Raw genomic sequence first — 11,065 nt, 5'->3', positions numbered from 1 at the left:
CTCGCCGAGGCCGCCGGCGGCGCCTCCTCGGCCATGCCGCAGAAGCAGAATCCCGTCGAGTCGGTGCTGATCCGCTCCGTCGCGCTGCGCGCCCCGGGGCTCGGGTCGACGCTGCACCTGGCCGCGGCGCTCGCCGCCGATGAGCGTCCCGACGGTGCATGGCACGCGGAGTGGGCCACGCTGCGGGAACTGCTGCGGCTCGCGCTCGGCGCGACCGCCCACGCCGCATCGCTCGCCGCCGGCCTGCGCTTCGACGGCGAGGCGGCCGCCCGCAACCTCGCCGCCGACGACGGCCTCATCCTCGCCGAGCGGCTGTCCCTCGTTCTCGAGCCGCTGCTCGGCAGGAGTACCGTGGCATCCGTCGTCGCCGGGGTCGGCGGGGGAGCCGACCTCGGCGACGTCCTGCGCCGGCACGTCGCGGACGCCGCGCTCGACGTCGACGTCGACGCCCTGCTGGATGCCGCCGGGTACACCGGCGTCGCCGCCACGTTCGTCGACGACACCGTGCGCGAACCGGGTGAGGAGGACGCGCGATGAAGCCGACTCTCACCGTCACCGCCCCGATCGGCCCGGACGACGCCCCGCTGCTGCTGCTCGGGCCGTCGCTCGGCACCTCGTCGATCCTGTGGGACCCGGTGGCGCCCGCTCTCGCGACCACCCACCGCATCGTTCGCTGGGACCTGCCCGGGCACGGCGCCTCGCCCGCCGCGATCCTCCCCTTCACCGTCGCGGAGCTCGCCGACGCCGTGGCCGACGTGATCCGCAGTCTGGGAGCGCGCTCGGTGCAGTACGCCGGCGTCTCCCTGGGCGGGGCGGTGGGTCTCGAACTGCTGCTGCGGCATCCGGAACTCGTCGACGGGGCCGTGATCCTCTGCTCCGGCGCCGTCATCGCGACGCCCGACAGCTGGATCCAGCGTGCCGCGCAGGTGCGTGCGCAGTCCACGTCGTCGCTCATCATCGGCTCGGCGCAGCGCTGGTTCGCGCCCGACAGCATCGCGCGGCATCCCGAGCACACCGGCCGCCTGCTGCACAGCCTGCAGGACGCCGACGACGAGAGCTACGCCCTCTGCTGCGAAGCGCTGGCCGCGTACGACGTGCGCGGACGCCTCGGCGAGATCGCGACGCCGCTGCTCGCGGTCTGGGGAGCCCACGACCCGGTGACGCCGGAGGGTTCCGCCCGCGAGATCGCCGCCGGCGTGCGGCACGGCCGCGCGGTGGGCATCGCGGACGCCTCCCACCTGGCGCCCGCCGACGACCCGGCAGCCGTGATCGCGCTGCTCACCGAATTCTTCGACACGACCGCGCGAGAGGATGCCGCATGACCGAGCCATCGACGAGGCCGCCCGGCGACGGGCCGACCGACCGGGCCCGCCACGACCAGGGCATGACGGTGCGCCGCGCCGTGCTCGGCGACGCGCACGTCGACCGCGCCGTCGCGGGCACCACGGCGCTGACCGCCGACTTCCAGGACTTCATCACCCGGGTCGCGTGGGGCGACGTCTGGTCGCGCCCGGGCCTCGACCGCCGGTCGCGCTCGGTCGCGGTGATCACCTCCCTCATTGCGCACGGGCACCACGAGGAGCTCGCGATGCACCTGCGGGCCGGCCTGCGCAACGGGCTCACCGTCGACGAGATCGGCGAGATCATCCTGCAGTCCGCGATCTACAGCGGCGTTCCCGCCGCGAACACCGCCTTCCGCATCGCGAGCCAGGTGTTCGCAGAGACCGCAGAGGGGGCCGGAGCGTGATCGACAAGACCGTGCCGGATGCCGCCGCCGCCGTCGCCGGGATCGGTGATGGAGCCACCGTCATGATCGGCGGCTTCGGACGGGCCGGCCAGCCCGTCGAGCTGATCGACGCCCTCATCGCGCAGGGAGCTGCGGACCTCGTCATCGTGAACAACAACGCCGGCAACGGCGACACGGGCCTCGCCGCGCTGCTGGCCGCGCGCCGGGTGCGCAAGATCATCTGCTCCTTCCCGCGGCAGTCCGACTCGTGGGTGTTCGACGGTCTGTACCGGGCCGGCGAGATCGAGCTGGAGCTCGTGCCGCAGGGAAACCTCGCCGAGCGGATCCGGGCCGCGGGCGCCGGCATCGGGGCGTTCTACTCGCCGACGGGCGTGGGCACGCAACTCGCCGAGGGCAAGGAGCATCGCGAGATCGACGGCCGCCAGTACGTGCTGGAGTATCCGATCCGCGCGGACTTCGCCCTGATCAGCGGTCTGAAAGCCGATCGCTGGGGCAACGTCGTCTACCGTGAGACGGCCCGCAACTTCGGTCCGATCATGGCTTCGGCCGCCGACAAGTCGATCGTGCAGGTCGACGAGATCGTGCCGCTCGGCGGCCTCGATCCCGAGATCATCGTGACGCCCGGCATCTTCGTGAACCGGGTGGTCGCGGTGGGGGAGCGGCGCTGGCTGGACGACGGCGTCTTCGTCGGCGGCGTGGATCTCGAGGGCAACCCGATCGAGGAGGCCGCGGCATGACCACCGTCACCCGTCAGCAGCTGGCCGCGCGGATCGCGGCCGACATCCCGGAGGGCTCGTACGTGAACCTCGGGATCGGCGCGCCGACCCTGGTCGCGAACTACCTGCCCGCCGACCAGGAGATCATCCTGCACACCGAGAACGGCATGCTCGGCATGGGGCCGGCGCCCGAGCCCGGGCAGGTCGACCCCGATCTCATCAACGCCGGCAAGCAGGCCGTGACGGCTCTGGCCGGGGCATCCTACTTCCACCACGCCGACTCGTTCGGGATGATGCGCGGCGGCCACCTCGACGTGTGCGTGCTCGGCGCCTTCCAGGTGTCGCAGAGCGGGGACCTGGCGAACTGGTCCACCGGCGCACCCGGCGCGATCCCGGCCGTGGGCGGTGCGATGGACCTCGCCATGGGCGCCAGATCCGTGTATGTGATGACGGATCTGCTGACCAAGACCGGCGAGTCGAAACTCGTGGCATCCTGCTCGTATCCCCTCACCGGGGTCGCCTGCGTCACCCGGGTCTACACCGACCACGCCGTGTTCGACGTGACCGATGCCGGCTTCGCGGTGCGCGAGACGTTCGGCGCCACGATCGATGACCTGCGTGCGCTCACCGGCCTCGAGCTCGTGGACGCGAGCGCCCCCGGTCGCTGAGCGAGCCGCGAAGCACCCGAGCCGACACGCACAGAAACCCCCACCCCAAGGAGCCCGACATGCCCGCGACGTACGTGTACGACGCCGTCCGCACCCCCTTCGGCCGCGCCGGCGGAGCGCTCTCCGGCATCCGCCCCGACGACCTCGCCGCGACCGTCATGCGCGCCACCGTCGAGCGCACCGGCCTCGACCCCGCTCGCATCGACGACGTGATCTTCGGCGACGCCAACCAGGCCGGCGAGGACAACCGCAACGTCGCCCGCATGGGCCTGCTGCTGGCGGGATTCCCCACCTCCATCCCCGGCGTCACCGTCAACCGGCTGTGCGCATCGTCGGTGGAGGCGGTCGTGCAGGGCTCGCGCGCCATCGAGGCGGGGGATGCCGACGTCATCCTCGCCGGCGGCGTCGAGTCCATGAGTCGCGCGCCCTTCATCGTGGAGAAGTCGTCCCGTCCCTTCCCGTCGGTCGGCAACCAGACCCTGTGGAACACCGCGATCGGCTGGCGCATGACCAACAAGCGGCTGCCCGTCGAGTGGACGATCTCCAACGGCGAATCGGCTGAGAAGATCGCCCGCGAGTGGGGCATCAGCCGTGACGCGCAGGATGCCTTCGCCGTCCGGTCGCACCGGCTCGCGGCCGAGGCGTGGGCGGCCGGGGTCTACGACCGGGAGATCGTGCAGGTGGCGGGTGCCGAGCTCGCCCGCGACGAGGGCATCCGCGACGACACGTCGGTGGAGAAGCTCGCCGGCCTCAAGGCGCTCTTCGCGTCGGACGGCAACGGGTCGGTGACGGCGGGCAACTCATCGCCGATCAACGACGGGGCCTCCGCCGTGCTGCTCGGCCGCGAGGGCGTCGTCGACGGGGAGCCGCTGGCGCGCATCACGGCTCGCGCGGCGCACGGCGTCGACCCGGACGTGTTCCCCATCGCGCCGATCGAGGCCGCGAACAAGGCCCTCGCCCGCGCCGGCCGCACCTGGGCGGACGTGGACTTCGTCGAGCTCAACGAGGCCTTCGCATCGCAGTCCCTCGCCTGCCTGGCCGGGTGGCCGGAGCTCGACCCCGACCGCCTCAACATCCACGGCGGCGCCCTCGCGATGGGGCATCCGCTCGGGGCATCCGGCGGCCGCATCATCGGGCACGCCGCCCACGAACTCGCCCGCCGCGGCGGGGGTGTCGCGGTCGCCGCGATCTGCATCGGCGTCGGGCAGGGCCTCGCCGTCGTCCTGGAGCGCTGACCCGCCCGGTCGAGCGCGACCTCGCCCGCGACTCAGGGGGCGGGGTGCACCCGGGCGGGCGTCTCCACGGGACGCGGCCTGCGGTGCAGCACCAGGTTCGCGCCGCCCGCGCCCAGCACCACCAGGGCCGCGACCACCGGACACCACAGCGCCGCCTGCACGCCGGCATCCTGGGCGATGATCCCGACGACCGCGGATGCCGTCGCCTGGCCGACGACGATGCTCGATCCCATGATCGCCATCACGGTCGCCGAGCGGCCCACCGGGCTGTGCATCGCGGCGATGCTGTACTGCGTCACGAGCGTCGGCCCGACGCCGCAGCCGATGACCACCAGCACGACGGACATCGCGGCCAGTGCGCCGCCGCCCGCCCGGCCGGCGAGGGGCAGCAGAGCCGTGCCGCCGACGAGCACGCCGGCGAAGGTGAGCCAGCGCGCGGGCAGCGTGAACGCCGGCGAGAACCACGCGACGCTGAGCGCGAGGATCGCCGACCCCACCCCCATCAGCCCGTAGGAGAGACCGGCCTGGGCGGCCGCGCCCCGGTCGGCCATGAACGCGGTGAGCGCCGTCAGCGACGCACCGAAGAACAGTCCCATGCCGAGCACGCCGACGCATGCGACCACGAGCGGTGCGCGCAGCAGTTCGGATGCCGGAGCCTGGGCGGCCTCGTGCCGGTGCGTCGCACGGGGGGTGCGCCCGGTGCGGTGCAGGGCGAACGCGGAGACGAACACGAGCGTCATCACCGCGGCGCCCACCACCGGCGCCACCGGCGTCATCGAGGTGCCGAGCAGCCCGACGATGAACGGGCCGAAGACGAACACGAGCTCGTCAGCCGTGGACTCGTACGACATCGTGCCGTTCAGCACGTGCGAGCGGCGCTCGACGGGCAGCAGCCGCGTGATGATGCCGACGAGACGGCTGCGCGACATGGGCGACACCTGCGGGGCCGTGGCGCCGATGACGAACGCGACGGCGAGCAGGGCGGCATCCGGCAGCGGACTGTACGCCACCCACGCCATGGCGAGCAGGGCGAGGCTGTTGACGATCCCGGCCAGCAGCACGGCCGGGCGCTGACCCCAGCGGTCGGCGGCCGCGCCGATCAGAGGGCCGAAGATCGCGGTGCCGAGGCCGACCACGGCGGCCTCGAGACCGCCGAGCGCGACGTCGCCGCGGGCCGACACGACGAGGGTCAGCACGCCGACGACCATCATGGCGAACGGCAGGCGCGCGATGAACGCGATCGGGAAGTACGAGAACCCGGTGGCCTGGATCAGCGTCTGCGGGTTCTGCGGGGAATGGGACATCCTTCGCTCCTGGGTGCTCAAGACGTGCCGCCTTGGCAACCGGGGCTGCTGGAATCGCACGGGGATGCCGGTGGGCATCCGCCACGAGTCTATCGATCGGCCCTGACCGCGGGCCGGGTGCCGGCCGTCGCTAGGCTGGCCGGGTGACGACGCCGCTGTCCGGTCGCGACGACCGCATCACCCTCCGGTTCCTGGCCACCCCCGCCGACACCTCCGCCGGGGGCGCCTCGGTCGCCGCCGGCAGCGTGATGGAGTGGATCGACAAGGCCGGCTACGCCTGCGCGGTCGGCTGGTCGGGCGCATACTGCGTCACCGCCTACGTCGGCAACGTGCAGCACCGCCGGCCGATCCCGCCCGGCAGCCTCGTCGAGGTGCGGGCGCGGATCGTGCGCACCGGCCGCACCAGCATGCACGTCGTGGTGACGGTGCTCGCCGGCGACCTGGGCGCGCACGACCTGGAACCGGCGGTGACGTGCGTGCTGGTCTTCGTCGCGAAGGATGCCGCGGGGGTGCCTGTCGAGGTGCCGACGTGGGAGGCATCCTCGGACGCGGACCGCCGGCTCACCGAGGCGGCCCTCGACCGGATGTCGGCGCGCGCCGCGATCAAGGCGCTCATGCTGCAGGAGGAGTCCACCGAGGCCTCGCGCGCTCCGCGGTCGGCCCTGCGGTTCCTCGCCCCGCCGGCGGTGGTCAACTTCGGCGGCAAGGCGCACGGCGGCACCGTGATGCGCTGGATCGACGAAGCCGCGTACGCGTGCGCGGTCGCCTGGACGGGGGATGCCCGCGCCGTCGGCATCTACTCGGGCGGCATCCACTTCCTGGCCCCGGTGCGCATCGGCGACGTCGTGGACGTGGACGCCCGCATCGTGCTGACCACCGACCGCAGCCTGCACCTCAGCATCCGCGTCGACACCGCCGACCCGCGGGACCCGCAGCACCGCACGGTGACCACCCGCTGCATGAGCATCTTCGCGGTGCCCGGCGACGACGGCTCCGCCCTGCCGGTGCCGCAGTGGCGCCCCGAACTGGATGAGGACGTCCAGCTCGAGGCGCGGGCGCTGCAGATCATCGAGCTGCGCAAGGGGATCGTGCCGATCCCGGCGTCCCTCGCCCTCGCACGCTGAGCCGCTGCCGAACGCGGGTCTCGGCCGCGCGGGCGCCTGCATCTAAGGTGGTTCTCATGGAACCCGACCGCCGACTCGAGGCGATCCTGCGCGTGCGCGACGAGCTGACGACGGTGTCGCGGCGCGGCACCGCCCGTGCCCGTCAGATGACCGAGGTGCTCACGGTCATCGAGCGCGCCCTCGTGAACTTCATCGCCACCCACCCGGGCTCCCGGGCGATCGACATCGCACGCTTCCTGGGTCTCAACAAGTCGACGGTCTCGCGCCAGTTGACGTCGCTGCACGAGCGCGGATTCGTCGACGTGCAGATCGACCCCGACGACCAGCGCAACCGCACCCTGATCCTCACCGACGCCGGCATGCGCGAGCGCGCGCGGGTCGACGACGGGGTGTTCGATGCCGTCGTCGCGCGGTTCTCCGGCTGGGAGGACGACGAGATCCGGCGCTTCGCCGACGCCCTGCGCCGGTTCAACAACGCCGAGGTCTGACCCGGGTCGTAGGCTGGGCGGATGCCGCGCCCCGACTGGACTCCGCACCGTCGCGACGACGGCGAGCTCATCGGCTGGATCCGGCCGCAGGGCGACGACTGGGTGCCGGTCGACCTCTTCGGCCGCGAGGTCGCCGAGCCGATCGACTGGCTCGACGCCGAGGCGGTGCTCGAAGAGCGCGGCATCCGCTGGCTCGCCGACATCTGGATGCTCGAGCGGGAGGATGCCGCTCCGCTGCGCGTGCGGATCGTCGAGGTCACGCCCGACCGGGGCGGCGTGGCCGGCCGCGTCGTCGTGCAGACCGACGACTTCGGTGCCGTGGAGGCGCCGGTGACCCGGTTCGAGCTGCCGTGGCCGGCGCCGGAGCGGCTTCGGCCACGCCGCGAGGGTGACCCGGACGGCCGCATCTTCCGCTGAGGCGGAGCGGACCGGCCGACTGCGTATCGTGGCATCGTGCACACCGCCGCCGGCTCCGACCTCCGTCCTCTCGACATCCGTGCGCTGGACACCGTGGCGAGCGTCTTCGCGGCCTCCGACGTGCTCTCCGCGGTGTGGGGCGGCGACCGCACGGGGATGCCGGCCAATCTGCTGCGCGCGCTCGCGCACGCGGGCAGCTACGCGTTCGGCGCCTACGACGGCGACCGGATGGTCGGGGCATCCGTCGCGTTCTTCGGCCCGCCCGCCGACCGCACCCTGCACTCGCACATCACCGGACTCCTGCCCGAGTACCGCGGCGGCGGCCGCGGCCGTGCCCTGAAGCTGCACCAGCGGGCCTGGGCGCTCGAGCGCGGCGTCGACCGCATCACCTGGACGTTCGACCCGCTCGTCGCCCGCAACGCGCACTTCAACCTGCGGGTGCTGGGTGCGCGCGTCACCGAGTACCTCGTCGACCACTACGGACCGATGGACGACGGCGTCAACCGCGGCGACGAGTCCGACCGCTTGCTGGTCTCGTGGGACCTCCGGGCGCCCCGCGCTGAGCCGGGCGAGGTCGTGGCCTCGGTCGCGGTGCCGCACGACATCGAGGCGGTGCGGCTGGCGTCCGCGCAGGATGCCGCGGCCTGGCGTCACCGCGTGCGCGACGGCATGCTCGACCGGCTGGCCGACGGGCTCGTGGTCGGCGGGTTCGACGATGAGCGCGGCTACCTGTTCGTGCGGCCCTGACACCCCCAGACGCGCGATGGCGCCCGGTTCCGCAGGCGCTTCTGCGGAACCGGGCGCTGTTCATGGAGTGCCGGTGGTGGCCCAGCGCTCCATGGCGCTCAACAGGTGCGAGGGTGCGAGCATGAAGCGCGGTTCGAGTTCCTCCCAGCCGGGCTCCTTCGCGCTGCGGCTGTAGCGCACGTGGTCGGCATCGACCGGGATCGACTCATCGTTCGGGCCGCCGCCCTCGCCCACGAGCGACACATGGTAGATCCAGGTGCTGCCGTCCGACTCGATGCTGCGGAACGTGGCCTCGAACACGGCGCGCTCCGCGTGCAGCCCCTGCTGCAGTTCGTCCGGTCGTGAATTGAGCATGTCCATCCACTCGTCGAACTCGGCCTCCTTGCCGGAGCGGATGCGCGAGCGGCTGAGCTCGAGGCGCATCCCCGGCGGCACCGACGCGGGCATCGGATATCCCGGGAAGTCGCGGGGGACCGGAGTGAACGGAATGCGGAAGTCAGGCTCTGCCACGCCCCCATCCTCGCAGGGCGATTCCCGCGCCTCCGGCCGAGCGATGATTCCCGCTGCGGTCCCTTGGATCGGCCCCGTCAAGCCGCCGCGCTGGTACGCGGACTCGGCCGGAATCGTGTCGGTGGGGGTCGCAGGTCTCCGAACGCATAGCGGCGTTCCAGCCTCGGCCTCAAGATGATCGGAGCAACACCGGGCTCGGGCGAGTGCAGCACGAACGGTCCGGTGCCGTCGCGGCTGATCCACCAGCCGTGATGGTGCAGGTTCATATGGTGGAACCGGCACAGCAGGATGCCGCGGTCCAGATCAGTGCGGCCGCCCTGCGAGTAGTCGTCGATGTGGTGCGCTTCGCAGTATGACGCCGGCTTGTCGCAGCCGGGCCAGCCGCACCCGCCATCGCGGATCGTCAGGGCCAGGCGCTGCTTCGCGCTGAACAGGCGGGCCCCGCGGCCCAGATTGAGCGGGTTGCCGCCGCCGTCGACGGTGCATTCGGTGCTGCCGGCATCACACGCCCGCTGCGCCGCGAACGCCGCAGGAACCGTCGTGCCGGTGTCTTCGATCACCGCCACCCCCGCATTCCCGAGACGGGCGGCGTCCCTGGCGGTCGCGGCGATCACGACACGGACGCCTGCCTGCCGGGTGCCGTGCACGGTTGCGGCATCCGCCAGCGCCCCGGCGTGGATCACCTCCATGAACAGGTCGTACTCGAGCTGCTCATTCGACCGGGGATCCGCCACCAGTGCTTCTGCGCTCGCCTTCTCCGCCGGGTCGACGAACCGCGGACCGCCGCGCCGCGGACGCAGCGCGGCATCCCGGATCGATGTGATCAGCGCGGCGCCGCCGGGCTCGAGCCGGATCCTCGCCGACGCGATGCCGTCAGCGTCGGTCCACAGCCGGAACGAGCGGCGCTCGTACTGCTCGTGGAATCGCCGCTCGGCGCCCTCGGGATCGAGGTGGTCGCGGATCGCCCGCGCCGCGGCGGCGAGGTCTTCGACGGTTCGCCGCTGCGCCTCGTCGATCAGCTGCCCGGCCGCCGAAGCCCAGGCGTCCGCGGTCTCGGCGTCGGTGATCGCATCGTCGCTCCGGGGCGGTTCGCCGAGCCCCCGGCGGATGGCGGACTGCTGGTCCACCGTGATGAGTCCGGCCGCGAACGCCGAGCCGAGACACGCGTGCCACCGTCGCGGCAATTCGCGTTCGGACTGTGACTCGTCGTCTGGCAGCCGGTTCCCGGGACCGCCCTCACCCGGATCGGTGGTGTCGAGCAGGTCGCGCCCCAGGCGCGTGATCTTGCCCGCCTGCGCACGGGACACGCCGGTCAGGTCCTGCAGCAGCGAGGTCGTCGAGCGGTGGCCGTGTCGCTGGGCGAGTCCGCTGTGACCTGCGTCTCGTGTGGACAGGCGCTCGATCGCGCCCGCGGCCACCGTCCGCAGCCCTTCCAGAACCGCCATCGCCTGCGTCGTCCCCGTGACGACCGCGATCAGGTCGTCGTGCCGCAACGCGCCGACAACCGCCGCCGACTGCTCCACCGGCACGTCCCCGAGCAGCCGGGTCAACGACCGCAGCTGCTGCTCGATGACGGTGCCGAAGGTGCTCATGAAGGAAGCTTCTCACCAACCTCCGACATTGGGATCTGCAGACGAATTCCGGTGCCGCGCCGTCCGTCATCGCACGGAAATCGGCACGCAGGCCGAGGATCCTCCGGCCCCGAGAATCGCAGAGATATACGTGCGGCCTTGACTGTGCCTCGATCCCCAGGACCAGGCGAGGCGTTCCCGATGCCGCGAGACGCGTGCCGAGGTGTTCCACCTGAAAGGACGCAGCGACCCGCGGCATCCGGGCCGAGACGCACGCCGACCGGGACGTGCGCGGCGCCGCCGTCCTCCTGCACACCGGGTGGGACCGCCACTTCGGCACCCCCGCGTACGCGACCGATGCCCCGTTCCTCACGGGCGAGGCAGGCCAGGCGCTGATCGACGCGGGAGCCGCGCTGGTGGGAATCGACTCGCTCAACATCGACGACACCGAGTCGGGCGGGGCGCGCCCGGCGCAGGTCCCGGCATGACCGTAGCCTGAACTCGTGCCCACTGCTGCGCTCGCCCCGGTCACCGTCGA

Annotated in this window: 13 protein-coding genes and 1 pseudogene; 11 read left to right on the top strand and 3 right to left on the bottom strand. The window is 72.5% G+C overall.

Features of this window, described 5'->3' with window-relative positions:
• The 6 genes and pseudogenes from VJR25_RS06470 to VJR25_RS06445 form a co-directional block, all read left to right on the top strand.
• Window positions 1–537, top strand: a pseudogene (locus tag VJR25_RS06470) (adenylosuccinate lyase); the annotation flags it as partial.
• The gene (locus VJR25_RS06465; RefSeq protein WP_324113752.1) at window positions 534–1,322 is read left to right on the top strand and encodes an alpha/beta fold hydrolase; all 789 of its coding nucleotides are present in this window, start codon (window positions 534–536) and stop codon (window positions 1,320–1,322) included. The pseudogene VJR25_RS06470 and the gene VJR25_RS06465, both read left to right, overlap by 4 nt.
• Complete coding sequence (pcaC, locus tag VJR25_RS06460; RefSeq protein WP_324113751.1) at window positions 1,319–1,747, top strand: 4-carboxymuconolactone decarboxylase; 429 nt, start codon at window positions 1,319–1,321, stop codon at window positions 1,745–1,747. Before VJR25_RS06465 ends, pcaC begins: the two co-directional genes overlap by 4 nt.
• Window positions 1,744–2,484, top strand: a complete 741-nt coding sequence (locus tag VJR25_RS06455; protein WP_324113749.1) for a 3-oxoacid CoA-transferase subunit A — start codon at window positions 1,744–1,746, stop codon at window positions 2,482–2,484. Before pcaC ends, VJR25_RS06455 begins: the two co-directional genes overlap by 4 nt.
• Window positions 2,481–3,131 carry a 3-oxoacid CoA-transferase subunit B gene (locus tag VJR25_RS06450; protein ID WP_324113747.1) on the top strand — a complete coding sequence of 217 codons (651 nt, stop codon included), beginning with the start codon at window positions 2,481–2,483 and terminating at the stop codon, window positions 3,129–3,131. The genes VJR25_RS06455 and VJR25_RS06450 overlap by 4 nt, the downstream gene beginning before the upstream one ends.
• Window positions 3,132–3,190: 59 nt before the next feature.
• A complete protein-coding gene (locus tag VJR25_RS06445; protein WP_324113744.1) occupies window positions 3,191–4,366 on the top strand; it encodes a thiolase family protein in 1,176 nt (391 codons plus the stop codon).
• Window positions 4,367–4,398: 32 nt separating this feature from the next.
• Here VJR25_RS06445 and VJR25_RS06440 read toward each other — a convergent pair whose 3' ends face one another.
• The gene (locus tag VJR25_RS06440) at window positions 4,399–5,670 is read right to left on the bottom strand and encodes an MFS transporter (RefSeq protein WP_324113742.1); all 1,272 of its coding nucleotides are present in this window, start codon (window positions 5,668–5,670) and stop codon (window positions 4,399–4,401) included.
• A 143-nt stretch (window positions 5,671–5,813) separates the two neighbouring features.
• Here VJR25_RS06440 and VJR25_RS06435 point away from each other — a divergent pair, with 143 nt between their 5' ends.
• From VJR25_RS06435 to VJR25_RS06420, 4 genes are read left to right on the top strand one after another with little or no spacing between them, the layout of a single operon-like run.
• A complete protein-coding gene (locus VJR25_RS06435) occupies window positions 5,814–6,794 on the top strand; it encodes an acyl-CoA thioesterase (protein WP_324113740.1) in 981 nt (326 codons plus the stop codon).
• Window positions 6,795–6,850: 56 nt separating this feature from the next.
• Window positions 6,851–7,282, top strand: a complete 432-nt coding sequence (locus VJR25_RS06430) for a MarR family winged helix-turn-helix transcriptional regulator (RefSeq protein ID WP_324113737.1) — start codon at window positions 6,851–6,853, stop codon at window positions 7,280–7,282.
• Between the two features lie 21 nt (window positions 7,283–7,303).
• The gene (locus tag VJR25_RS06425) at window positions 7,304–7,699 is read left to right on the top strand and encodes a hypothetical protein (RefSeq protein WP_324113735.1); all 396 of its coding nucleotides are present in this window, start codon (window positions 7,304–7,306) and stop codon (window positions 7,697–7,699) included.
• A 36-nt stretch (window positions 7,700–7,735) separates the two neighbouring features.
• Window positions 7,736–8,446, top strand: a complete 711-nt coding sequence (locus tag VJR25_RS06420) for a GNAT family N-acetyltransferase (protein ID WP_324113733.1) — start codon at window positions 7,736–7,738, stop codon at window positions 8,444–8,446.
• Window positions 8,447–8,506: 60 nt separating this feature from the next.
• On the opposite strand, the gene VJR25_RS06415 is transcribed toward VJR25_RS06420, so the two are convergent.
• Both VJR25_RS06415 and VJR25_RS06410 read right to left on the bottom strand, forming a co-directional pair.
• Window positions 8,507–8,956 (bottom strand): DUF6176 family protein, encoded by a 450-nt coding sequence (locus VJR25_RS06415; protein ID WP_324113731.1) that lies wholly within the window; start codon window positions 8,954–8,956, stop codon window positions 8,507–8,509.
• Between the two features lie 77 nt (window positions 8,957–9,033).
• Complete coding sequence (locus tag VJR25_RS06410) at window positions 9,034–10,548, bottom strand: HNH endonuclease signature motif containing protein (protein ID WP_324113730.1); 1,515 nt, start codon at window positions 10,546–10,548, stop codon at window positions 9,034–9,036.
• Between the two features lie 266 nt (window positions 10,549–10,814).
• On the opposite strand from VJR25_RS06410, the gene VJR25_RS06405 reads away from it, so the two are divergent.
• Entirely contained in the window at window positions 10,815–11,015 is a 201-nt protein-coding gene (locus VJR25_RS06405; protein WP_324113727.1) for a cyclase family protein, read from the top strand.
• Window positions 11,016–11,065 lie beyond the last annotated feature (50 nt).

Origin of the sequence: Microbacterium sp. (genome assembly GCF_035277845.1) — a bacterium.
In the GTDB taxonomy this organism is placed as follows: Bacteria; Actinomycetota; Actinomycetes; order Actinomycetales; family Microbacteriaceae; genus Microbacterium.
This window is presented reverse-complemented; position numbering and strand designations above follow the sequence as displayed.

What these genes read in the sequence shown, in the direction of transcription:
- VJR25_RS06465 (WP_324113752.1), top strand. Translation starts at nt 534, where the DNA reads ATGAAGCCGACTCTCACCGTCACCGCCCCGATCGGCCCGGACGACGCC.
- pcaC (WP_324113751.1), top strand. Translation starts at nt 1,319, where the DNA reads ATGACCGAGCCATCGACGAGGCCGCCCGGCGACGGGCCGACCGACCGG.
- VJR25_RS06450 (WP_324113747.1), top strand. Translation starts at nt 2,481, where the DNA reads ATGACCACCGTCACCCGTCAGCAGCTGGCCGCGCGGATCGCGGCCGAC.
- VJR25_RS06445 (WP_324113744.1), top strand. Translation starts at nt 3,191, where the DNA reads ATGCCCGCGACGTACGTGTACGACGCCGTCCGCACCCCCTTCGGCCGC.
- VJR25_RS06440 (WP_324113742.1), bottom strand. Translation starts at nt 5,670, where the DNA reads ATGTCCCATTCCCCGCAGAACCCGCAGACGCTGATCCAGGCCACCGGG.
- VJR25_RS06430 (WP_324113737.1), top strand. Translation starts at nt 6,851, where the DNA reads ATGGAACCCGACCGCCGACTCGAGGCGATCCTGCGCGTGCGCGACGAG.
- VJR25_RS06425 (WP_324113735.1), top strand. Translation starts at nt 7,304, where the DNA reads ATGCCGCGCCCCGACTGGACTCCGCACCGTCGCGACGACGGCGAGCTC.
- VJR25_RS06410 (WP_324113730.1), bottom strand. Translation starts at nt 10,548, where the DNA reads ATGAGCACCTTCGGCACCGTCATCGAGCAGCAGCTGCGGTCGTTGACC.